This is a genomic window from Curvivirga sp., from assembly GCF_965219885.1.
GTDB lineage: Bacteria > Pseudomonadota > Alphaproteobacteria > UBA8366 > Aestuariispiraceae > Curvivirga.
This window is the reverse complement of the sequence record NZ_CBDCOT010000009.1, coordinates 468,697-491,080: the sequence shown is the minus strand read 5'-3', so window position 1 is coordinate 491,080 and position 22,384 is coordinate 468,697. Positions and strand designations below refer to the sequence as shown.

General features: G+C 41.8%; 21 protein-coding genes. 7 read left to right on the top strand and 14 right to left on the bottom strand.

The window, feature by feature from the left end; all coding sequences use genetic code 11:
- Positions 1–14: 14 nt before the first annotated feature.
- Positions 15–2,390: an MFS transporter gene (locus ACOQOA_RS07795; protein WP_420548080.1), complete on the bottom strand. Its 2,376-nt coding sequence runs from the start codon at positions 2,388–2,390 to the stop codon at positions 15–17.
- Positions 2,391–3,509 (bottom strand): D-alanyl-alanine synthetase, encoded by a 1,119-nt coding sequence (locus ACOQOA_RS07790; RefSeq protein ID WP_420548079.1) that lies wholly within the window; start codon positions 3,507–3,509, stop codon positions 2,391–2,393.
- Between the two features lie 274 nt (positions 3,510–3,783).
- Here ACOQOA_RS07790 and ACOQOA_RS07785 point away from each other — a divergent pair, with 274 nt between their 5' ends.
- Positions 3,784–6,063: an adenylate/guanylate cyclase domain-containing protein gene (locus tag ACOQOA_RS07785; RefSeq protein ID WP_420548078.1), complete on the top strand. Its 2,280-nt coding sequence runs from the start codon at positions 3,784–3,786 to the stop codon at positions 6,061–6,063.
- 10 nt (positions 6,064–6,073) lie between these two features.
- On the opposite strand, the gene ACOQOA_RS07780 is transcribed toward ACOQOA_RS07785, so the two are convergent.
- The 6 genes from ACOQOA_RS07780 to ACOQOA_RS07755 are packed head-to-tail and all read right to left on the bottom strand — an operon-like array spanning position 6,074 to position 11,949.
- Complete coding sequence (locus tag ACOQOA_RS07780; RefSeq protein WP_420548077.1) at positions 6,074–6,949, bottom strand: aldose 1-epimerase; 876 nt, start codon at positions 6,947–6,949, stop codon at positions 6,074–6,076.
- Between the two features lie 3 nt (positions 6,950–6,952).
- Positions 6,953–7,819 (bottom strand): SMP-30/gluconolactonase/LRE family protein, encoded by an 867-nt coding sequence (locus ACOQOA_RS07775; protein WP_420548076.1) that lies wholly within the window; start codon positions 7,817–7,819, stop codon positions 6,953–6,955.
- Positions 7,820–7,822: 3 nt separating this feature from the next.
- Positions 7,823–8,449, bottom strand: a complete 627-nt coding sequence (gene eda / locus ACOQOA_RS07770; RefSeq protein WP_420548075.1) for a bifunctional 4-hydroxy-2-oxoglutarate aldolase/2-dehydro-3-deoxy-phosphogluconate aldolase — start codon at positions 8,447–8,449, stop codon at positions 7,823–7,825.
- Between the two features lie 2 nt (positions 8,450–8,451).
- Positions 8,452–9,390, bottom strand: a complete 939-nt coding sequence (locus tag ACOQOA_RS07765; RefSeq protein WP_420548074.1) for a sugar kinase — start codon at positions 9,388–9,390, stop codon at positions 8,452–8,454.
- Entirely contained in the window at positions 9,390–11,162 is a 1,773-nt protein-coding gene (locus ACOQOA_RS07760) for an IlvD/Edd family dehydratase (protein ID WP_420548073.1), read from the bottom strand. The genes ACOQOA_RS07765 and ACOQOA_RS07760 overlap by 1 nt, the downstream gene beginning before the upstream one ends.
- Positions 11,163–11,166: 4 nt before the next feature.
- On the bottom strand, positions 11,167–11,949 hold the full coding sequence (locus ACOQOA_RS07755; RefSeq protein WP_420548072.1) for an SDR family oxidoreductase: 783 nt from the start codon (positions 11,947–11,949) through the stop codon (positions 11,167–11,169).
- Positions 11,950–12,179: 230 nt separating this feature from the next.
- Between ACOQOA_RS07755 and ACOQOA_RS07750 the strand changes: the two genes are divergently transcribed.
- From ACOQOA_RS07750 to ACOQOA_RS07735, 4 genes are all read left to right on the top strand, one after another.
- A complete protein-coding gene (locus tag ACOQOA_RS07750; protein ID WP_420548071.1) occupies positions 12,180–13,442 on the top strand; it encodes an ABC transporter substrate-binding protein in 1,263 nt (420 codons plus the stop codon).
- Between the two features lie 99 nt (positions 13,443–13,541).
- Complete coding sequence (locus tag ACOQOA_RS07745) at positions 13,542–14,450, top strand: carbohydrate ABC transporter permease (RefSeq protein ID WP_420548070.1); 909 nt, start codon at positions 13,542–13,544, stop codon at positions 14,448–14,450.
- The gene (locus ACOQOA_RS07740) at positions 14,443–15,330 is read left to right on the top strand and encodes a carbohydrate ABC transporter permease (protein ID WP_420548069.1); all 888 of its coding nucleotides are present in this window, start codon (positions 14,443–14,445) and stop codon (positions 15,328–15,330) included. The genes ACOQOA_RS07745 and ACOQOA_RS07740 overlap by 8 nt, the downstream gene beginning before the upstream one ends.
- 4 nt (positions 15,331–15,334) lie before the next feature.
- Complete coding sequence (locus ACOQOA_RS07735) at positions 15,335–16,450, top strand: ABC transporter ATP-binding protein (RefSeq protein ID WP_420548068.1); 1,116 nt, start codon at positions 15,335–15,337, stop codon at positions 16,448–16,450.
- Here ACOQOA_RS07735 and ACOQOA_RS07730 read toward each other — a convergent pair.
- From ACOQOA_RS07730 to ACOQOA_RS07715, 4 genes are all read right to left on the bottom strand, one after another.
- Complete coding sequence (locus ACOQOA_RS07730) at positions 16,447–17,934, bottom strand: sensor histidine kinase (RefSeq protein ID WP_420548067.1); 1,488 nt, start codon at positions 17,932–17,934, stop codon at positions 16,447–16,449. The genes ACOQOA_RS07735 and ACOQOA_RS07730 overlap by 4 nt on opposite strands.
- Positions 17,934–18,653 carry a response regulator gene (locus ACOQOA_RS07725; RefSeq protein WP_420548066.1) on the bottom strand — a complete coding sequence of 240 codons (720 nt, stop codon included), beginning with the start codon at positions 18,651–18,653 and terminating at the stop codon, positions 17,934–17,936. Before ACOQOA_RS07725 ends, ACOQOA_RS07730 begins: the two co-directional genes overlap by 1 nt.
- Before the next feature lie 116 nt (positions 18,654–18,769).
- Positions 18,770–19,126 carry a cupin domain-containing protein gene (locus tag ACOQOA_RS07720; RefSeq protein ID WP_420548065.1) on the bottom strand — a complete coding sequence of 119 codons (357 nt, stop codon included), beginning with the start codon at positions 19,124–19,126 and terminating at the stop codon, positions 18,770–18,772.
- A gap of 134 nt (positions 19,127–19,260) precedes the next feature.
- Positions 19,261–19,782: a CBS domain-containing protein gene (locus ACOQOA_RS07715; RefSeq protein WP_420548064.1), complete on the bottom strand. Its 522-nt coding sequence runs from the start codon at positions 19,780–19,782 to the stop codon at positions 19,261–19,263.
- A gap of 85 nt (positions 19,783–19,867) precedes the next feature.
- Here ACOQOA_RS07715 and ACOQOA_RS07710 point away from each other — a divergent pair, with 85 nt between their 5' ends.
- Together ACOQOA_RS07710 and ACOQOA_RS07705 are read left to right on the top strand one after the other, a co-directional pair.
- Entirely contained in the window at positions 19,868–20,044 is a 177-nt protein-coding gene (locus tag ACOQOA_RS07710) for a hypothetical protein (protein WP_420548063.1), read from the top strand.
- A 76-nt stretch (positions 20,045–20,120) separates the two neighbouring features.
- On the top strand, positions 20,121–20,927 hold the full coding sequence (locus ACOQOA_RS07705) for a DUF2971 domain-containing protein (RefSeq protein WP_420548062.1): 807 nt from the start codon (positions 20,121–20,123) through the stop codon (positions 20,925–20,927).
- Positions 20,928–21,000: 73 nt separating this feature from the next.
- Here the strand turns inward: ACOQOA_RS07705 and nqrM are convergent, their stop codons facing one another.
- Together nqrM and ACOQOA_RS07695 are read right to left on the bottom strand one after the other, a co-directional pair.
- Positions 21,001–21,243: a (Na+)-NQR maturation NqrM gene (gene nqrM, locus ACOQOA_RS07700; RefSeq protein ID WP_420548061.1), complete on the bottom strand. Its 243-nt coding sequence runs from the start codon at positions 21,241–21,243 to the stop codon at positions 21,001–21,003.
- Positions 21,244–21,256: 13 nt separating this feature from the next.
- On the bottom strand, positions 21,257–22,303 hold the full coding sequence (locus ACOQOA_RS07695; RefSeq protein WP_420548060.1) for an FAD:protein FMN transferase: 1,047 nt from the start codon (positions 22,301–22,303) through the stop codon (positions 21,257–21,259).
- Positions 22,304–22,384: the final 81 nt, after the last annotated feature.

Here is a 22,384-nt window from a genome sequence, read left to right as displayed (position 1 = left end):
ATATTCAAATGGGATCAGTCTTGTTCGATCAGTTTGGTTTTTCGGCCTAGTGGTATCCAAAATGCTATCGCCATTATAGCAATTGCGATACCTATATATAAGATAGCTTTTGGGCTGTTATTCATCCAATAAAGAAGGTTCGCCACTATAATGGGACCTGCAACATGCCCGATACGCTCCAAAAAGCGATAGGTCGCAGCTGATGCTGTTTTGCCAACCGATTTAACCGAATTACTGCTTAAGGCATGTGTGACGATAGGTGCATTGATTAAGCCATGTGCTATCCCCAGAATAAAGACACCACTTATAACGAGATAAATGCTAATATTTATAAGAGATACACCAATAATACTGACTTCAGAATTCGTAACACCAATCAGTATTAAACCGACAGATGACAAGATTGCGCCTAAAGATAAAATTGCAACTTTGCGACCAGTTCTATCAACGAGCTTGGAGGCAAATTGACTGGTTAAAAGGACGCCTGCAGCATAGAACATAATGATTTGGCCGATTGTATCATTTTTATAGCCTAATGCGTTTAAGATAACTGGTAAGGCATAAATTGTGACGCCTGCCAAAACAGCTTTAGTTGGAATGCCAATAAGAATAAGAGACCGAATAAATTCGAAATCTTTTAGCAGATGAAGAATACTTGCCGGTTTTTGTTTGTCCGTTGTTCTTTCATTGGAAGTTGTTGATTGTTTTACATCTGGTTTTTGATTGACCAATGTCAACAAAACCAATGCCATTAGGAATACTGCGATTGACGTGGCCGTCCAAAATACTCCGGAAATACCAATGTAAATGGATAAGAGCGAACCGATAGCTGCACCTGAAATAATGGCGCCATTAAAACCATATACAATGATGTTGGCACCTTGAGTTGACTTGTTATGATCAGCATTAACCAAGATATAGGCTTGTACACCTATTAATAGCATACCCTGGGCTATGCCCGAAATAAGACGTGCGGACAGGACCGAATAAAAATCTAAACTAATCGCCAATAGTAATTGGGCCATGATGGAAAGAATAGCGCCCCAAAAAAGTAGAGGGCGATAGCCATATCGGTCCGCTAATTTTCCTGCCGGGATCAAAGAAATGGCAAATGTGACAAAGAAAGCAGAAAAAATCGGTGCAGCAAGCGACGCTTCGACTTGTGAATATGCAACAACCTCTTTCAAGTGTTGGGGAAGGAAAGATGCATTTAAAGTTTCGATCAATACCGCAATAAAGAAGATGGGCTTGATCATATTAATCCCTTTACGCCGATCCGGTTGGCCTGCTGGTATGGCTTTGATATCACGCGAAGAAAATCTGCGACCAATATTGAACGAGATCTGAATCAATAAGATTGCGAGGAAAGCCGTTGCAACAAAGAGAGCGGCAAAGTTGCGAATATTATCTAAGACGGCGTTATAGACTAGTTCTTTTGGCGTATTGACGCTGACTAATAGCTTTACATTATCTGCATTACTTAAAACGCTGCTATGGGTAAAGACATCCTGGTTTGTTGTGTCATTGTTAACATTTGCAGATGAAAACAGGACTTTCTCATCACGTGTTACATATACGCTGCTAATTTCTGGATTTAATGTCCGATAGCGCTGAATCATCTCATCTATACCGCTGATGTCTTCAAACTGTAGTCCCATTGAGGATACGATTTTTAATCTAGATGATAAATTATCGGCCATAGCGCGCGTTGTTTGTTGCACGCCTTCCGAATAAAATTGAACAACAACTAGGGAAACAATGCCAGCGGCTGCTAGAAAAGAGGCACCAAAAACAAGTTCTTGTGGCCAAATTTTGAAACGCCATTTGGCGGTCGCTAGAAACGACAATATGAAAGTGATGCCTAAACATATTGAAAGCCATGGTAAGATCTCAAAAAATGCCGTTTTAAGTTTGTTTCCCATGATTGATTTAGGCGTCACCAAAACCAATAAGCCTTCCATTTGAAACTTCCCTTCTAATGGAAGTGCAATGACAAAGTGGTCTGGATGTGAGAAAGAGTGATCGAAATTATCATGAGTTTCGAAATAGCGTCTAACGGCTTCAGAGTTAACCGGGTTTTGACCATCCGTGCGATCTAAACTCGCTAAGATATTACCTTGTTGATCAAATACAGTAATCGCCCCAATACTTTGGTCCGTTTCACCAATCGTGCTGATTAATTCTGGAAAACCAATGAATTCTTTTAGGGGTAAGCCGAGTTGTAAAAATGATTCGGCAGTATCCTGAATGACTTCACCTTGTGCTTGCATTTTTGAGGTTTCAAATTGAGGTGCGGTACGCAGCACCTCACCATAACCCACATAAACAAGTAACAGGAAGGATAGAAAAGTGGTGAATAGAACTGGCAGGGTAACTTTTAGTTTCTGCATTTAATTTTTCCCGTTATCCATATACAAGCTTCTTAGATTTGCGCCTAAGATACTCATGATGAGCTCATCGTAACTGCTATTTATTTGATCTAAACCACAACATACCAGACTGGTTACATCTGGTTGAGGCGCTTTTAGGTCTGGTTTTGGATTTGCTTCTAAGACATTGATGTTGCCTTCCTGATCGGCACGTAAATCTAATCTGACCAAAGTTTCCAAATTGAAAGAAAGGAAAATTTCTTGCGCAATTTCAGAAAGTTTCTGAGTGATATCCGGATGTTTGTTTGGTGACAGGACTTCGAAGCGGCTATTGTCAATTGGTCTGACATCCATAGAGGTGAAGATTTTCTCGTCACGATCAAGATTTCTTTTAGTATAAGAAAATGTGAGAGGTTTATCTAATTGGTAAAATTCTGAATTTTGCCAGATTATAGGTTCCATGACTGCAACAGTATATTCATCGCCAGACAGAAATTTTTCGACCAAAACTGCACCATGGCTATCATGGCATATTTGAGGAATAGTATTTGTTAATTCTTCTAAGGTTTCCACATATTCGACCATGACAGACCCGCGACCCGTAACAGGTTTAACGATAAAAGGGCCAGAATAATCACCAAAATTACGTAGAAACTTCGCATTGTCTTTACCAGTAAAATCCTCGCGGTTGCTGTTCCATACAAAAAATGGAGAGGTTGGTAACTCTTTGGCGCGAAGTCCCCATTTTAAGAGATGCTTATTATCTAAAACCGTCGCATTTGTAGGATTGTGACCGATATAGGGAATACCTGCCATTTCTAACATTGCTGGAAGATGACTGACGGGGTTAACACCCTGTACACCGCCGCTATTAATCCAAACGAGATCGATTTTTTCCTGTTTTAAAATAGGGAGTAAATCGACACCTTCCGCCAGCAATAAAACATTTTGGAAGCCGTTTCTTTTTAAGGCTTGGGCAATGTCGTTTGCGACGATTTCATAACTTTTCCAACTTCGGGTGTTAATGGATTTCTTGATTACTTTGTCAGGGTCATCTTTTGATCCTGCATAAATAACTGCAATCTTGAAACTTGTTTTGATGCTTTCCACAAAAGTAGAAAAACCAGTTAATTTTTTCATGATGACTCGGAATGCTTTTTCATATGAAAAAATATCCCGTCCCTGTTCCGATCCTTATTTCAGTGATGATAAAATCTCAGCAATGATCATAGATACAAGATATGTTGGACCATAATCTGAAAAAAATCTCACCTATTTGTGTAAACTCCTACTGACTTAACAATAGAGATATTACTTTATATTGTTATAAAATATAGTAGATTAGAAACATAATGAATTAAATAGTAATTTATTTCTTTGATAGTAAAGCTGGTTTTCTTGCTGTGAGACACAAATGGACGATTCAACATTGAACAAAAATGATGATACAGAAAAGCCATCGAATGAGGGTGCTTCTAAGGAGTTGGTGTCAGTAGATAAATCTACAGCTGTTGAGAAGCCGCAATTTGATGGACAAGATCATAACTCGCCTGTTGCACCTAAACGCGAATATCGTCGTAGAAGTTATGAGCAGACAAATCGTTTTCGCATCAGTATCAAACCAAGTCTTGTGATGTTGACGGTGATGATTACGTTGGCAACATCAGCTGCAATTCATTTTCCGTGGATGTATACCGCGACTAGCAATGTTAAAGAATTGGTTTCCAAACTTAATCAAGAAATCATAAGCGATATATCCAGCGAAGTTCAGGTGATTTTTGAGAATGCGGAACGTGTGCAAGATACTATTGCGGAATCTATGGAAAATGGCGCTGTTGAGTTAAGTTTCAAAGGTAGATTGTTAAATTACTTCTTCCCATTATTGAAAAATAATCCAGATGTCACCTGGATCAGTTTTGGCTTGCCTAATGGCGACTTTTACGGTGTTAACCGTTTAAGCTCTCAAAATTTCCAGTCGGTTCGAAGTTACTGGAATGACGACGAAGATATCGCTGATCGTCATTACAATAAATATGTGTTGCAAGAAGGTCGTTTGTTCCAAACACAATCCTCCATTGAACAGCGTAAATATGATGCACGGGAACGCCCATGGTATAAGCAAGCAATTACTTTACCTATGGAAAGTTTGGAATCTATATGGACGGATGTATATATCTTTTCGACCAGCCGTCTCCCCGGGATTAACATTGCACGTAGAGTCGACAAAGAAGAGCAATCCGTCGGGGTCGTTAGTATTGCGATTGAATTGGAACGGTTGTCCAACTTTATGCGTAACAAGTTTAAAAGCAAACCTGGTACGGCAGCGATTTTGCGCGGGGATGGATCTCTTATTGCATTTGTTGATGCCAATGAAGTGACCTATCTGGATGAGATAAGTAACAAGCCAAAATTACGTCCGATCAGTGAGTCCTATCATCCATTGTTAAGTTTAGCGGCACAAGCAATCGACCAGAACGATGTTGCATTGGAATCCTTGGATGGATATTTGCATTATGATTTGGAAGATCAAAATCAGGATAAATATTATGTAACACTTGCACCAGTTGGACATCAGGATTGGTCAATTGTGACGATTGTGCCGGAAAATGCATTCTTGTCTTCTATTAAAGAAAACAATAAGAAACTTTTGATTACAATTTGTCTTTCTATTTTGGCAGTGGGCGTGTTTGCTGTCCTCGTGGCGCGTCATATGATTATTAAACCAATCGCAAAAATCATTCATCAAGCAGAATCAATTGAGAAGTTTGAGTTAAATAAAGTTCGTAAAGTTAATTCACCGATTTCTGAATTAGATGATTTGTCCAATGCGTTTAATAAGATGTCGCGTGGTCTTGGTGCTTTTAGAAAATATTTACCTTCTGAACTTGTACAGATCTTGGTGCAAAATGATCAATTGGCACGTGTGGGTGGTATCAACCGTACGATGACTATTTATTTCTCTGACTTAGAAAACTTCACAACCATTTCAGAAATTTTAGGTCCTGCTTTGGTACCGCATTTATCCGACTACCTTGATCAAATGTCTAAGGAAATTCATGCGGAAAACGGTATCATTGATAAGTATATTGGTGATGCAATTATGGCTTTTTGGGGAGCACCAAATGTCAATGATGACCAAGCAGTTGATGCTTGTCGTGCCGCGCTTCGTTGTCAGCAGCTTTTGACGTCTATGGCTGAGGTTTCCAAGGACCCAAGTCATCCAGTGTTCAAGGCGCGTATTGGTTTGAATACGGGGCGTGTAATCGTTGGTAATATCGGCTCTAATTCTCGCATGGATTATACCGTGCTGGGGGATCCCGTTAACTTGGCGGCACGTTTGGAAAGTTTAAATAAAACCTATGGAACCCGTATTTTGATTGGATCGACGACCTATGAATTTGCCAAATATGAAGTGGTTGCTCGTAAGATTGATACGGTGAATGTGAAGGGTAAAGATCAAAAGACCCCAATTTATGAGCTTCTGGCAATGCGTAGCCATAGTGGTGCGATCATGCCAGAATATGATTGGGTGAATATCTATGAAGATGCGCTAGAACATTACGAACGTCAGGAATTTGAAAAAGCAACTAAACTGTTTGAGAATGTCATTTCTGTTCGTGGCGGCGAAGATGCGCCTTCAGCCTATATGATAGAACGTTGTAAAGCACGTATCGCGGCAATTACAAGTTTATGAGATACTTACGTTAAGAAATAGATAATAAGGATAAATTTCCTGATAATGTCTCACCGGGTTTTAAGACAATGATGCCAGCCTCAAAGCAATTATTCTTTTTGAGATTCAAGGCAGAATTCAAATGACTTACTGGTTCCAAACAAAAGAAATTTTGCCCGTTTGGTGTATATAAAACCATGTGACTGAAAATTTCTGAGGTAGATATCTCTAGTTTTCTATTGTTTTGAATGGTGGCGTGACCAGACCAATTTATGAAACAATTGTCTAGTCCCATAGGGAATGAAGTTCCATATTGCAATTGCTTTAGCGCGTAGTGAGTTTTATCAATTCTAACTGGATGTTTGTTTGTATCGTTAAGTTGGATAGCTTCTACATCTGTAATGACAATTGTTTGTTCTTGTTTCGGGAAAAACGGATGTAAGCCTATACCTGCGGGCATATTTTCTTCTGAAAGATTGGTTATAGAAAGCTGAATAGTTAACCCGTGAACTGATAAAGAATAGCTAAGTAAGGCCTCGTAAGACCATGGCCAGTTATTGGCCTGATGTCGATAAGAAAGACAAGCTTGATTAGGTTGTATCTCAGTTATCTGCCAAGGATTTTGCCATCCATGTCCATGGATCATATGTGGCTCTGGTGCGAAATTGGGATTGAGATTTATTTGTTCTCCTTCCCAATTAAAAGATGCATTTAAGACACGATTGGAGAATGGTACAAGTGGATAGCATGCGCTTTGTAAGACGTCGTTTGTTCCTATTGGTGCAGGGCGTAGATGGTGATGTGTTCCAACATCTAGATCTTCTGTGAATGAAAGTAAGCTGCCTCCAAGTGGTGGAGAGATCGTGGCTTTGAATGGGCCACGACTTATTTCTATTGTTTCATTCATTTACTAAAAGATTGTTTCTTTTAAACCAGTTGTGTTAACGGAAATGGCAAATAAGCTGCCGGCATTAGGTTGCTGTGCTAATTCTTCATCTGTTTGGCCTTTTCGAGCCGATGTGACGTAAAGAGTTGATAAATTCTCACCGCCAAACATGCAGGACGTTGGGCAGGCAACAGGCATTTTCAGAATTTTATCAATAGTGCCGTCAGGCGCGTATCGCACGACACGCCAACCATTCCATTGAGCATTCCAAAGATAGCCTTCCTGATCAATAGTCGATCCGTCCGGATAGATATCTGTACCTTTAAGAGATGCGAATACCTGTTGATTTGACAAAGTGCCAGTTTCCAGATTTACATCAAATTTCCAAATTGTTTGCTGGGTAGAATCTGCAAAATAGAAATGTTTATGATCGGGGCTCCAAGCTAAGGTATTTGGGATGCCTAGACCCGTTAGAACTGGTTTAGGTTCTAAATCCGCGCTTATTCTATATAGAGAACCACTTTTTTCCTCTTCCGCATCATCCATAGATCCGACCCATAAATTACCAAGAGGATCACATTTACCATCATTGGGGCGGTTACTTTCTATATGTCTTTCAAATGGGCCTATGGATTCAGAAATACCTGTTTCGGGATCAAACTCATAAAAACCACCGACGCATGTAAGAAGTAGTTTTGTCTCTTGTCTTAACAATGAGATGACACTGGCAGCTTTGGGTAACTCCCAACTATCATAACTTTGTTTAGCTGGGCGAAGTCGAAAAAGTTGGGATTGTTTAATATCCACCCACCAAAGGCATTTTTGGCGATGATCCCATAAAGGCCCTTCTCCGAGTAAGTTTTGTGTCGCTGCGGCAATTTGAATGTTCATTGATTAACGTCCTAAAGTTGCAGCATGCTTCGCGAGTTTTGAAATTTTATCCCAATCCCCAGAAGTGATAAGATCTTTTGGGGCTATCCAACTACCGCCAATGCACGCAACATTTGGTAAGTTTAAATAGTCTTCTGCATTTTCAATGGAAATCCCGCCTGTTGGACAAAACTGAACATCAGGTAGAACAGAATAAGCAGCTTTTAAAAGTTTTACACCACCATTTAATTCTGCTGGAAAGAATTTTTGCATGATGAATCCCTGTTCACGTAAGAACATCATTTCAGACAATGTGTTGGCCCCAAATAAGAAAGGTAGTTCTTTCTGTTTGGCTTCTTGAACTAAATTTGGTGTATGCCCGGGACTCACAAAGAACTGGCAGTCATGATTGGCGGCATGATCAATTTGTTCATGATCCAAGACAGTACCGACACCCAAGATAGCTTCTGGGACATTGTCTTTAATTGCTTTAATTGCGGGTAAAGCAGCTTTGGTACGTAATGTGATCTCCAATACATGAAGGCCGGCTTCGCATAATGTTTTTGCAAGCGGAACAGCCTTTTCAACATCTTCAATAACCAAGACTGGGACAACACGGATATCTTGTAGTAATTTGTTCCATTTTGACATGGCTATTCCTTTATAGGCATTTCTGATTTTGGAATGATTGCACCGGGAAAATTGATCACACGACAGGCAAGTTTATGGGCTTGATGGATTGCTTCAAGAACGGGAGCACCTGTCAGGCGTGCGTGGATATATCCTGCATTAAACGAATCTCCTGCAGCTGTTGTATCTATCGGAAGTTCGATTTGGTTGAGTTCAATATTTTGCCACTGCCCGACTTGAAATAAATCAACGGAATTTCCGCCATTCTTTAACACGATTTCGGGCAACTCGTATTTTTCTAATCGCTCTTTACTAGCTGGTTCTGTGGAACCAAACACATCGCTCAGGTCTTCATAAGAAGGCAGAATAAGTGTAGAAGCTTGGAATGCTTTTTCGTAGGGACTTGATGGGTCTCGACCTTGCCATAATCTGGGGCGGTAATTACTGTCAAAGATAACAGTCTTTCCAGCTCTTTTCATTTCAGCACAAAGATCAAGAAGCCGATCGCAACTTTCTTCAAAAAGGATGGCAAGTGTAATACCGGAAAAGAAAATGGCTTCCATCTGCCTTAACTCATCAAGGCGTTTAAGGCCTGCCTCACCTTCAAAAATCTCTCGTACTGGTGCGTGGCTACGCCAATAATTAAAGCTACGTTCTCCGTGTGCATCAACAGAGATAGAATATAACCCAGCTTCACGCCCGGGGAGATGTTCAACCAGATCACAACCTACGCCTTCGCTTGACCACGCATTTCTCATCTGATGACTAAAAGGATCATCCCCAAGAAGGGTTACATAATGGGCTCTAATATCTGAATTCTCAGCCAATCTAGCTAAATAGATAGCAGTATTGAGCGTATCACCACCAAACCCTACTTTTGCTGTTGATGCTTGATCACGGAGCAAGGCAATTTCAACCATACATTCACCGATACAGGCAATATTGTAAGTCGTACTGGTCATTAGTGGGAATGCCTTGGTGTTTTATGTCGGATATCTCGATAAGAACCACTCGTTTTCATCGCACCGCCTTGATCTAATTGTTCAACTGTATCACGATAGATTTCCTGCCAAGGTGTCTGGTTTTCAACATGTTTAAAGATACTTTCGCGTGTTTCCCATTCATCTGCAGAAACCAGTGCATTCGCTGTCCGATCATTTAAGTTGATACGAATAACATCGCCTGTGCGTAATCTTGATAATCCCCCGCCAGCAGCCGCTTCTGGGCTGGCATTTAAAATGGATGGTGCGTTTGACGTACCGGATTGACGACCGTCCCCCATTGTCGGCAAATTTGTAATGCCCTTTTTCACTAGGCGACGAGGCGGTAACATGTTTACCACTTCAGCTGAGCCGGGATACCCTTTTGTGCCGCATCCCCGGATAACCAGAATTGTGTTTTCATCTATCGGTAAAGATGGGTCTTCAATGCGTGTGTGATAATCTTCCGGTCCATCAAAAACGACAGCCTTTAGATCACAAATATTAGGTGTGTCAGGATTGCTTAAATATTTATTTCTGAAATCGTCCCCGACAGCGGACATTTTCATGACAGCAGAATTAAATAGATTACCCGACAAGATCATAAAGCCAGCCTCTTCCATAATTGGGTGATCCACGTCTTGAATAACATTTCTGTTTTTTGATACCGTTTTGCCGTAGTTTTCCTGAATGGTTTTACCGTTAATGGTTAAGGCTGTTTCGGATAGTAAGCCTGCCTTCATCAATGCATGCATTACGGCAGGTACACCGCCTGCGTGATGGAATTCTTCGCTGAGATATTCGCCTGTTGGTTGGCAATTTACGATTTGTGGGATTTTTTGACCGATATCTTGCCAATCCATCATGGATAAATCTACATTCGCATGTTTCGCAATGGCATTGATATGCGGGGGAGCATTAGTAGAACCGCCAATCGCAGAGCATAAAACAATCGCATTATGAAATGCTTCTCTTGTAAGGATTTTGGATGGGGTTAGATCTTCCCATACCATATCCACAATACGTAAACCTGTGAGATAAGAAATTTGTTCACGTTCACGATAGGGCGCTGGAATTGCAGCACAACCCGGCAAGCTCATGCCCAACGCTTCTGCGAGAGAATTCATGGTAAGTGCGGTGCCCATTGTATTGCAATGACCAATAGAGGGTGCAGATGAGGCAGCAAGTTCCATAAATTCTTCTGTATCAATTTCGCCCGAAGCCAGTTTTTCCCGCGCTTCCCAAATCACGGTGCCGGACCCAACACATCGCCCATGATAATGACCGTTTAACATAGGACCACCAGATAAAACGATGGCAGGAATATCTACGGAGGCCGCGGCCATTAATTGTGCGGGGGTGGTTTTGTCACATCCTGTTGTCAACACAACACCATCAAGTAGATAGCCGTGTAGAATCTCAATTAAACCCATAGCAGCGAGATTACGGTCAAGAGCTGCGGTTGGCCGACGGCCTGTTTCCTGTATTGGATGAACCGGGAATTCAAGTGGAATACCGCCCGCTTCACGAATGCCTGCCTTCACTCGGTCGGCCAGTTGTAAGTGATGTCGGTTACAGGGGGATAAGTCTGACCCTGATTGAGCAATGCCAATAATCGGGCGGCCAGATTGCAATTCTTGTCTGGTCAGGCCGTAATTTAAGTATCGTTCAAGATAAAGCGCGGTCATACCCGGATCATTTGGATCATCAAACCATTGTCGGCTGCGTAAGATACTTGGGTCACGTTTCGTCATTCTTTTAACCTTCGTTAATCTTGTTTCTGCCGATGACAGGATATTGTTCAACTTCATAAACCTGTCCATTGACGGGCCATGATTGATCCGAAAGCCAAAAGGCCACATGAGGCGCAATGTTTTCAGGGCGTAAGATAGAACCGCTTGGTGCAAAGGCCTTGGGAATATCATCCAGCCAATTTTCAGGGCGCCCCTCTGCCAGCTGAGTTTGATGTTCTGTTTCGGTATAGGTCCAGCCAACATTGAGTTGATTGACACGAATGTTGTCTGATCCGAGTGAATCTCCTAGATTCCGGGTCATTGTTTGTAATGCCCCTTTAGACATGGAATAGGCGAGAATATCGGTTTGGCCACAATGAGCATTGATGGAACCGATATTTACAATAGTTCCAGCCGTCCCGTTTTTCTTAAATGTTTGGACTGCCTTTTGGCACATGAATAAAGGCGCCCGACAATTTACGGCAAAGATTTTATCAAAATCATCATATGTGACAGTCGCAATATTATTACGCGGAAAGATGCCCGCATTATTGACTAAGCCATCCAGTTTCCCAAAGCTCGTTAAGACCTTTTCAACGATCCGATCTGGAGTTTCTGAATTTGATAGGTCGCCCGAAACCCAGGTCACGCGATCTTCAAGTTGAGAAGCACGTTGTTCTAGTAATTCTTCATTTGTCCCATGGAGGACAACTTGACCGCCTGCCTTATGTATTTCTTGTGCGATACCCCAGCCGATACCTGATGAACTGCCAGTTACAATGATGACTTTGTTTGTTAGATTATACATCCCGTTTGAACTTCTCTTTGTTTTCTATTGATCTTTTGAAAAGTGTATGGGTGTTTTATTGCGCAATTTAACCTATGTTTGGGAATTAAATTGTAACAGTTTGTTTCAAAGTGAAAGAATGAAAAAAAGTGTTACCTTTTTAAAGATGCATCAATTACTAATGCTCATATGATGCCAGCATCAGATATGTCCTATCAAAGGGCATGCGGTAATAATTCAGGGAGAAGGTTATGTCCTTTAAGAAAAGTCTTTTGGCAGCTGGCGCAATTATGGCTGCGATTTCAGTTTCGGCAGTTGCGCAAGCTGAACCTGAGGCAGAAGTTCTACATTGGTGGACTTCCGGTGGTGAAGCAAAGGCGTTGAAAGCCTTAAAAGAAGATTACGAAGCAAACGGTGGTAAGTGGATTGATAGCCCTATTGCAGGTGGGGGGGGCGATGCTGCCATGACCGTATTGCGTACACGTGTATTGGCAGGGGATGCACCTGCGGCTGTACAATTGAAAGGCCCTGCTATTCAGGAATGGGCTGCTGAAGGTGTGGTGGCTGATCTTAATAAAGTTGCGGCTGCAGAAAAATGGGATGAAGTAGTGCCGCCATTGTTACAGAAAATTGTAAAGCATGAAGGCAAATATGTGGCTGTACCTGTAAACATTCACCGCGTGGATTGGATTTGGGCGAACCCAGAAGTATTAGCAAAGGTTGGCGCTGATATTCCAACTTCCTGGGATGAGTTCAACGCTGTTGCCGATAAATTACAAGCACAAGGGATCACACCTTTAGCCCATGGTGGTCAACCATGGCAGGATGCAACCGTCTTTGAAACAGTTGTTTTAGGTCTTGGTGGACCTGAATTCTTCAACAAAGCGTTGGTTGAGTTGGATGAAGATGCGCTTAAAAGCGATACTATGAAACAGGTGTTTGACCAGATGCGTAAAATCCGTGGTTATGTGGATTCTGATTTCTCTGGTCGTGATTGGAACCTTGCCACAAACATGGTGATGAATGGCGAAGCTGCGATGCAAATCATGGGTGACTGGGCCAAAGGTGAGTTTTTGGCAGCAGGTAAACAACCGGGCAAAGATTTCATTTGTGCACCAACACCAACCAAAGGCGGTGCGTTCGTATTGAACAGCGATAGCTTCGTTATGTTCAACGTGGATGGTGATGATAAAAAAGCAGGTCAGGAATTATTGGCCGAGTTGATCTTGGGTGAGAAATTCCAGGAAACTTTCAATCTTTATAAAGGTTCTATTCCTGCACGTACGGGTGTTCCGCGTACGAATTTTGATACTTGTGCAACACGTGGCATGGATGATTTGGAAGCTTCAATGTCTGGTGGAACTTTAGTGCCGTCCATGGCGCATGGTATTGCATTGCCGGGTCACCTATCCGGGGCGATTGTTGATGTGGTTACAGAACATTTCAATTCAGATATGTCTTCCGATGAAGCAGTCACAAAGCTAGCTGAAGCGATTGAACTCGCGAAAGACTAAACGTTTATACCTGTGAAGGGGGAGGTTTAAACCCTGTTTAGCCTCCTCTTTTAAATCTATTATTCCCTATAATTACAAATTTACGGAAAGGACCGTGTTGTGGCTAAGCCTACCATAGCGTCTTCAGGGGGAATTAGAGCGCGTATACAACCACATATTTCGAAACTGGTCGTCGCACCTTCTTTTGCAATTTCTTTGGTTTTTGTTTACGGCTTTATCCTTTGGACAGCATATATTTCATTTACGAAATCACGCATGCTGCCCAATTTCGATCTCATAGGTATTAAGCAATATGTGAAATTGTGGAGCATGTCGCGCTGGCATGTTGCAATTGAAAACTTATTTGTCTTCAGTGGTTTGTTTATTGGTATTTGTTTGTTGATCGGAATTGTTTTAGCAATTTTACTGGATCAACGGATTCGTGCGGAAGGTGCCATTCGCACAATCTTCCTTTATCCTATGGCGTTGTCTTTCATCGTGACAGGTACAACATGGAAATGGATCTTAAATCCGGGGTTGGGATTTGAGAAAACCATGCATGAATTGGGTTGGACAAGCTTCAGTTTTGATTGGCTCATTGATCCTGAAATGGCGCTTTATACAGTGGTACTTGCGGGGGTATGGCAGTCATCGGGCTTTGTGATGGCGTTATTCTTGGCAGCACTTCGTGGTGTTGATCAGGATATTATCAAGGCGGCCCAAATGGATGGGGCAAGTTTACCGCGTATCTATATGGGAATTATTATTCCATCAATTCGTCCGGTATTTTTAAGTGCTATCGTGATTTTGGCACATTTAGCAGTGAAGAGTTTTGACCTTGTGATTGCACTTACAGGTGGAGGGCCGGGGACATCTACGGACTTACCAGCAACATTTATGTATGTGATGACTTTCAATCGTAATCAGATGGGATTAGGGGCTGCCAGTGCGATGATGATGCTTTGTACGGTGATGGCAATCATTGTCCCTTATTTATACTCTGAATTGAGAGGGCGTAAAAATGTCTGATTATCAGCTTGAATCAAACTCTCAATTGATCACACAGATCATTTTGCGTGTATTGTTATACATTATCCTAGGTGGTTTTGCGTTATTCTATCTCGTCCCGCTATTTGTGATGATTTCAACATCCTTTAAACCGTTGAGTGAAATTCGCGAAGGGTCATTATTGGCTTTACCACGCCTTGTTACGTTTGAAGCATGGCAGTTTGCCTGGAGTGAGGCATGTATCGGGGTGAATTGTACCGGGATTAAACCTTATTTCTGGAATTCTATGTTAATTGCGATCCCAGGTGTTGCTTTATCAACCATGATCGGGGCTTTGACAGGCTATTCTTTATCTAAATGGCATTTCAAAGGTGCAAATATTATGTTTGCGTTGATGTTGTTTGGCTGTTTTATCCCATTTCAGGTGGTGATCATGCCAATGGCTCAGTTGTTGGGCAAGTTGGGGTTATCAAACTCTACATTTGGTTTGATTTTGGTCCATACGATCTATGGTCTTTCTTTTACCACCTTATTCTTCCGTAACTACTATGTGGGTGTGCCAAGCGAACTTGTGAAAGCAGCCACTATTGATGGTGCAGGCTTTTTCACAATTTTTTGGCGGATCATGTTGCCGATTTCCCTGCCTATTATTGTGGTGACGGTCATCTGGCAATTTACCCAAATCTGGAATGACTTCCTATTTGGGGCTTCTTTTACCTCCGGGGATGCACAACCAATGACGGTTGCTTTGAATAACCTTGTGAACACGACCACCGGTGTGAAGCGATATAATGTGGATATGGCTGCTGCTATTCTGACAGGCTTGCCAACATTAATCGTTTACATCGTAGCTGGAAAATATTTCGTCCGCGGCCTGACCGCAGGGTCCGTGAAAGGATAATAAAATGGCTTCTTTAAGCATTAATAATGTCAAAAAAAGCTTTGGCTCAATCGATATTCTGAAAAATATTGATATCCAAATTGATGATGGTGAATTCCTTGTACTTGTGGGGCCATCCGGTTGTGGTAAATCCACTTTATTGAACTTGATCGCCGGACTTGAAACACCGACAGATGGGGATATCTTGATTGGCGATAGCCGCGTGAATAACGTGCAACCAAAAGACCGTGATATCGCTATGGTGTTTCAATCCTATGCGCTCTATCCGAATATGACCGTTCGCAAGAATATCACCTTTGGGATGGAAATTCGTAAAATACCAAAATCTGAACAGGAAGCTGCTGTTCAGACTGTTTCAGAATTGCTTCAAATTGAGCACCTGTTAGACCGAAAGCCATCACAACTTTCCGGTGGACAGCGCCAACGTGTGGCAATGGGGCGTGCATTGGTGCGTAATCCGGAAATCTTCTTGTTTGATGAACCTCTTTCCAATCTTGATGCGAAATTACGTGTCGAGATGCGCACAGAGATTAAAAAACTGCATCAACGTTTAGGGTCGACGATTGTCTATGTGACCCATGATCAGATTGAAGCGATGACTTTGGCCTCACGGATTGCGGTTATGAAAGATGGGATCTTGCAGCAATTTGCAGACCCGCAAACAATCTATGAGAAACCTGAAAATATGTTTGTCGCTGGTTTCATCGGATCACCTTCCATGAATTTCATTCCAACCACATTGATCAAAGAGAATGATCGTCTTGGTGTGTCTATCAAGCGACGCAATGACGAAGAAATCTTTTTGCCTCTTCCAAATGCGAATGAGCAATATGAAGACTGGTTAGGACAGGAAGTTGTTCTGGGTATTCGCCCTGAAGCGATTACTCATTATCGCGAGAATGATGTGGCCCATACAGGGCATCATTTTGAGTTTGATTGTGAGGTGGATGTTTTGGAACCTACGGGGGCTGATACCATGACTTTTATCACTTTAGGGGATACAGAAGTCGTCGCACGTGTGCGTCCTGATAAAGTTGTTCAATCCGGTGAGGTCATGAAATTTATGGCAGATATGTCAAAGGCAAATCTGTTTGATCCAATTTCAACCAAACGGATTTAATCAGCCGTATTAGTCATAGGTTGCCATTCTCTAGGCAACCTAACTGAAATGATCAATCCCTGTTTAGGATGATTTGATAGATCGATATCGCCGTTATGGGCCTCGATAATCGTTTTAACGATGGCGAGGCCCAATCCGCTCCCGCCTGTTTGGCGTCCGCGTGATGTTTCCAGACGGAAGAAGGGCAAGAACACATTATCCATTTCTTCTTCTGGAATACCGGGGCCTTTATCAGCAATCGTAATGGTAATATCTTTCGGAGTTGCATCCACGTCAATAACCGCACAGCCGCCATATTTTAAGGCATTGTCGATCAAATTTGTGATGGCACGACGTAAAGTATCAGGACGGCAGGATATTTGAATTTTACGTTCGTCTGCAAAGAATTTGGTTTCAGATTCCTGTTTCCCAAATACAGTTGTAACTTGTTCAAAATTTAATGGCTTTAACCCGTTATAAGTTACAGGCCTGCCCAGATCGATATAGTCATCACAGATGGATTCCAGCAATGAGAGGAAGATCACGTTCTTCTTCTCTTCCTTCTGATTATTGTCATTCAGGAAATCCAATACTTCATTTAACAGACCATCCATCTCATCAAGGTCTTTCAGGATTTCTTCACGTAACTCATCATCTTCAACAAATTCTGCCCGCAAACGAAGGCGTGTGCCCGGCGTACGTAAATCATGTGAAATTGCGGCCAGCATTCTGGTGCGCCCGTCAAGCATTTGCATGATCTGTTGTCTGATAGCGTTATAAGCACGTGCCATTTCACGGGCTTCAATTGGACCACGTTCTTCTGCTAAGGTAACTTTTCTTTTCTTACCTTGTTCTTGGATAATGCGGGTTAAATTTACGAAGGGACCTGCCAATAGATTGGCGGTAAAGGAGTAGAAAAGTAAACATGCAACAAAGCCTGCAAAGAATAACAAGAAAACAGCTGCGGGGACCAATCTTTCTTGCCAGAATTCTGGGGAATGTAGTGTTAACTGTTCACCATTGGAAAATTGCAGGAGAATGGAAGTTTCTCTGCCTTGTCTTGTGATTTCTGTGGATAGCTGCCCCCAAAAATGAGCAGAACCCGGTGCTTGCTGGATATGCAAAATTTGCTCTGGCGCCAAACTCCCCTCTTTAAAAAGAAGAGTTATTTTTATGTATCTAATCTCGTCAATAAGATGGTCTGGCACCTTGATAGATTGTTGGATAAGAGCCTCTGAAGGAACATCTGCTGAGATTTCTAGAATCGATACGGGAATTTCAAAGGATGGTTTATCTTTTATCTGTAATTCTGAAAGATACTGATAAATGTCGACACCTAGATTATAGGATTGTGCATATTTCTTATTCAGATTTGTGAAATAGAAACTGGCACCGGCACTTAAAGCAGCAATGGTTATACCCGCCATCAACAGGATAACAGAAATACGCCCGCCTAATGTTTTGGGTTTGATCGGACGTATCCAATTATTTAGATAAGCCCACATCAGGTGAATTCAGCCTCACAACAAAATTGGTAGCCCTGACCGCGTATGGTTTTGATAATATGCGGGGCTTTCGGGTCCGTTTCTATTTTCTTACGTAGTCGACTGATTTGGATATCAATGCTTCGATCAAAGGGAAGAGAGCTACGCTTTCTTGTAATGTCAACAAGTTGCTCACGACTTAAAACACGCTGACTGTTTTGTAAAAGGGTGACGAGCAAAGCAAACTCACCGGAACTTAAATGTGTGACGACCCCTTTTTGATCAGCCAGTTCACGTGCATTGATATTCAATGTCCAATTGCCAAATATTGCCTTGGAGAATTTAGTATTTGTTGAAAGTTCCCCTTGGTCTTCTACACGGCGTAAAATGGCTTTGATTCGTGCCATAAGCTCCCGTGGATTAAAGGGTTTGGTTAGATAATCATCTGCCCCTAACTCCAACCCTAAAATACGATCATATTCTTCATTCACTGCCGTCAGCATAATGATTGGCATATTGCTGTCTTGGCGAATTTCCTTGCATAAAGCAAAACCATCTTCGCCCGGCAGCATGACATCCAAGACCACAAGATCGATTTGCCAATCTTCAAGGGCTTTACGCATTTCTTGCCCATTGGTGCTTAAGGTGACCCGAAACCCGAATTGGGACAAAAACTTTTTCAATAGTTTTTGAATGCCGAGATCATCATCAACAATCAGAATATGCGGTTCTTGCGACATGTTTGCTCTTCACTAAATGCGTTATTATTCAACAAGCAAACTCTACCCAGTCTCAAAACTATGAACAAGTTATATTAATGGGGAGGAATGAGAGGTTGCTCATTCCTCATGTATATCTAACTCACGGCGATGAAGCTTTTGCGAATAAAGTCGGATTTGATATCCCAGATGATAGTTTCACCTTTTGAAACGAACCAGCTATCCCCCGGACCGTAAGTAACGCTATTGCCACTATCATCTGTTAATATAACTTCGCCTTCAAGGATTGTGGCATGTTCACTAAAAGGATAAACAACTTTGAAAGTGCCATGGGTCGCTTGATAAAGGCCCGCGGATACCGGTGTATCCGGACCGCCTTCTTGAAATAAACCTGATAGTTTCGGGTTGCCGGAAAGTGTTTCTGCACCTAAATCTTCAGGGGTGCCCCAAGAATCGAGAGAGACAGTTTCTGCACTCAGTTTAAATGGTATCATAATTCAGTCCTTTGTTCGATGTGGATGAGGGCCACATGACCCTCTCCATCCAGAACCGACTATAAGAACCCGACTGATAGAATAAATTTCAATTTGGATAACCAGTAATTTGTCTTATCCAAAGGCGCCATAGGTTACCCAACAACAAGTTGTTTAAGCTGTAAGGCTTCATATTCCAGTTCAACCAAACGGTAATTGACCACGTCACCTATAGTAACGATGCCAAGTAGATGGTTGTTTTCCACGACCGGCATATGGCGGAAACGCCCCTCAGTCATGCGTGAAAGCACGGAAATAAGGCTTTCCTCACGGGTGCAGGTCTCGACATTGCTGGTCATAACCTGTTCAGTTTTATGGGGAAGTGTTTTGCCCGGTGTCTGGGCGAGTTTACGCACAATATCGCGTTCAGAAAGGATACCCTTTAGATCACCATTGGCGTTTGTTACGACGAGGGCACCAATGTGTTTTTCACTTAAAAGTTCTACAGCCTGACCCAATGTGTCTTCTGGTCGAATGGAAAAAACAGTATCGCCTTTCTTGGTCAATATGTCTTGAACGGTGGCTGTATCTTGGGCCAGATTGCTTTTATTTGACTGGCTAACGGTCTTGTTCTTGTCTTTATCACCCCTTTTTGGTGCTTGAAAAGAGACAGGCATGTAGATCCTCCTCACTTGATTGTCACACTTACTATGCTTATGAGTATAAAGCCAAATTCACTTTTGAGGGAAGAGTTTCTTTAAGATGACAGTCACCCTTACATCTTTAAGCGCCACTATTATCTTTGTGATCGCCTGTCTTGCAGGCTTCCAGTATCGACGTGTCTGGAAAGCAGAAGGCCCAAAATGGCAGCTCTGGCTATTCGGTTTAATCGCCGCTGCATGTTTATTGATTGTTGGTTTTATGCCTGTGGTGCCTTAGGGTATGATTTATCATCGGCCTTTTATTTGAATTGGTGTTCTGTTAATAATTTGGCTATTACCTCATAGATTCTGACATGACCAGCTTTACGCCAATGTATGATAATAATATCCATCCTTTTCAGTTTAGACGCTCTAATGATTTTGATATTGAAAAGTATTTATATCATTATACTACCGCAGGCACAGCTATAGATTGTATTTTGCCGAACAAAACATTAAAATTCAATCGATTCATGAATCTTAATGATCCTAAAGAATCCAGATTTGAAGATATAATCACTATTGAACCTTCTTCTTCGAATATTAGGCCGCAATTAGTTGATTATTTCCGTTCGCAAACGAAAGCTGTATGTTTCTCTTGTGATATTCTAACGGATGATTTCTGCAGTCGCGGTTTTGCTAAACCTCGTATGTGGGCCTCATATGGTGATAATCACAAAGGCATTTGTCTAGTTTTTGATAAAGAAAAATTGAGGACAGCAATTTGTAATAATAAAGACAATGAAGATATCATGCTTGACGGAAAAATAAGTTATGGTCCTTCACGCGATGGTCTTATACATAACTGCTCAGATTTTGAAGATGCAAAAGACTATATTATTAACAATCCAGATTATTTTTTTTTCTATAAGCATTGTGACTGGCACACAGAGAACGAATATCGTTTTATTTTGATTACTGAAGGAACTAATGATCAATTTTTATCCTTCAGTGATGCATTAGTCGGTATCGTGGTAGGAATGGAAGTGGAGAACAGCAACATAGATAAAATTATTGAGTTATCCAGGTCAGATATACCTGTTATCCAAGCAATTTGGGGTATGGGAAATCAATCTGCAATCAATATACTCAATCCCGCAGCAGAACATTTGAGACCATAAATAAGATAATTTAACGATATTAAGCTAGGAGTAATTGTGGTTCATCGCTATAACTGATAAAGAATGAAGATGACTAAGCCTTTGCTTGTTCGGAGCGTTTACGGGCAATTTCTTTGCCGCGTGGGCAAAGTAAGCGTTCGCGCAAAGGACTGTCTGGGTCGATTTCTTTGCTGCATACCAGACATTTATCTGCATCAGCGATGGCATTGAGGCCACCACAGCTGCCTTTGATAGTTTTACCCTGAAAGATCACACCAAGGGCCATGCCAACGATTACGATTAACAGTAATCCAAAAGCGAGAAAGAAGGTTTCCATAGGTAACTTATCCTTATTCCTTAACTTGCAAGGCGGTAAAGCGATTGCTTGGTGTTGTGATGAACTTAGTATGGGTTGTCTCAGCATCTCTTTCAATGAATAAAACAGCCATATTAAGTTGATTTGCGATTTTTAAGCCACGTTCACGCCCCAAAACCAACATCGCGGTTGCCCATCCATCGGCCAACATGGCGTTTTCCGCCAAGACAGTAACAGATGCGGTTCTATGAGTGATGGGGCGGCCTGTCTGCGCATCCAGAATATGAGAATAACGTTGGCCATCTTTTTCGAAATAATTTCGATAATCACCAGATGTTGCCATGCCTAGATTGGATAGATCGACCACTTGATGAGTAGAAGGATCCAACGTATTTGGTGTTTCGATACCGATTTTCCAAGGTTGTCCTTGTGGGTTTTTACCTGCGGTATAGAGATCGCCGCCAATTTCCACCATATAATCTTTGATACCAAGCTCTGACAGTTTACGAGCCAATACATCAACACCGTAGCCTTTGCCAATGGCAGATAGATAAATGCTTGTATCTGGCAGATGTTTTTGCAGAGTTATATCAGTGATGGATAGATTTCGGCTTTGGTTTGAAATTTTCAAAGCTTCTGCAATTTCCAAATCAGTTGGTGTTTGCAATTCACGATCTTTTGCACCGAATCCCCAAAGATCAATCAATGGACCTAGTGTAACATCAAATTGTCCTTCACTGGCAATATGAATTTCCTGTGCGGCTTGCATAACTTCTGCCAACATTGGTGAAACAGAGATCGCTTCGATAGAGGGTGATTTATTGAAGCGAGAAATTTCGGAATTTGGATCCCAGTTTGAAAGATGATCGTTTACCTTTTTCAATTCTGTTTCAATTGAGTCGCGTAAATCTGCTTCGGTAAGCGTTCCGGATTTATCAATGGCGATAATCGAATAACTTGTTCCCATCGCGGGTCCGGTCAGTTTTAAAACCTTCGGTTCAGCCTGGCATCCAGCGACCGCAATTGCAGCAGCTGATAAAAGTAGAAAATTTCGACGTGTAATTAAGGTGTTATCCGGCACTGGGAGCCTCCAAGCCATAAATGAAATTTGTCATAAAGGTCTATGGGATCAATTTATTGGGGCTGCTTATGGTCGAGAATA

What these genes read in the sequence shown, in the direction of transcription:
- ACOQOA_RS07790 (WP_420548079.1), bottom strand. Translation starts at nt 3,509, where the DNA reads ATGAAAAAATTAACTGGTTTTTCTACTTTTGTGGAAAGCATCAAAACA.
- ACOQOA_RS07795 (WP_420548080.1), bottom strand. Translation starts at nt 2,390, where the DNA reads ATGCAGAAACTAAAAGTTACCCTGCCAGTTCTATTCACCACTTTTCTA.
- ACOQOA_RS07750 (WP_420548071.1), top strand. Translation starts at nt 12,180, where the DNA reads ATGTCCTTTAAGAAAAGTCTTTTGGCAGCTGGCGCAATTATGGCTGCG.
- ACOQOA_RS07775 (WP_420548076.1), bottom strand. Translation starts at nt 7,819, where the DNA reads ATGAACATTCAAATTGCCGCAGCGACACAAAACTTACTCGGAGAAGGG.
- ACOQOA_RS07735 (WP_420548068.1), top strand. Translation starts at nt 15,335, where the DNA reads ATGGCTTCTTTAAGCATTAATAATGTCAAAAAAAGCTTTGGCTCAATC.
- ACOQOA_RS07765 (WP_420548074.1), bottom strand. Translation starts at nt 9,390, where the DNA reads ATGACCAGTACGACTTACAATATTGCCTGTATCGGTGAATGTATGGTT.
- ACOQOA_RS07785 (WP_420548078.1), top strand. Translation starts at nt 3,784, where the DNA reads ATGGACGATTCAACATTGAACAAAAATGATGATACAGAAAAGCCATCG.
- eda (WP_420548075.1), bottom strand. Translation starts at nt 8,449, where the DNA reads ATGTCAAAATGGAACAAATTACTACAAGATATCCGTGTTGTCCCAGTC.
- ACOQOA_RS07705 (WP_420548062.1), top strand. Translation starts at nt 20,121, where the DNA reads ATGACCAGCTTTACGCCAATGTATGATAATAATATCCATCCTTTTCAG.
- nqrM (WP_420548061.1), bottom strand. Translation starts at nt 21,243, where the DNA reads ATGGAAACCTTCTTTCTCGCTTTTGGATTACTGTTAATCGTAATCGTT.
- ACOQOA_RS07720 (WP_420548065.1), bottom strand. Translation starts at nt 19,126, where the DNA reads ATGATACCATTTAAACTGAGTGCAGAAACTGTCTCTCTCGATTCTTGG.
- ACOQOA_RS07710 (WP_420548063.1), top strand. Translation starts at nt 19,868, where the DNA reads ATGACAGTCACCCTTACATCTTTAAGCGCCACTATTATCTTTGTGATC.
- ACOQOA_RS07740 (WP_420548069.1), top strand. Translation starts at nt 14,443, where the DNA reads ATGTCTGATTATCAGCTTGAATCAAACTCTCAATTGATCACACAGATC.
- ACOQOA_RS07780 (WP_420548077.1), bottom strand. Translation starts at nt 6,949, where the DNA reads ATGAATGAAACAATAGAAATAAGTCGTGGCCCATTCAAAGCCACGATC.
- ACOQOA_RS07715 (WP_420548064.1), bottom strand. Translation starts at nt 19,782, where the DNA reads ATGCCTGTCTCTTTTCAAGCACCAAAAAGGGGTGATAAAGACAAGAAC.
- ACOQOA_RS07730 (WP_420548067.1), bottom strand. Translation starts at nt 17,934, where the DNA reads ATGTGGGCTTATCTAAATAATTGGATACGTCCGATCAAACCCAAAACA.
- ACOQOA_RS07760 (WP_420548073.1), bottom strand. Translation starts at nt 11,162, where the DNA reads ATGACGAAACGTGACCCAAGTATCTTACGCAGCCGACAATGGTTTGAT.
- ACOQOA_RS07725 (WP_420548066.1), bottom strand. Translation starts at nt 18,653, where the DNA reads ATGTCGCAAGAACCGCATATTCTGATTGTTGATGATGATCTCGGCATT.
- ACOQOA_RS07755 (WP_420548072.1), bottom strand. Translation starts at nt 11,949, where the DNA reads ATGTATAATCTAACAAACAAAGTCATCATTGTAACTGGCAGTTCATCA.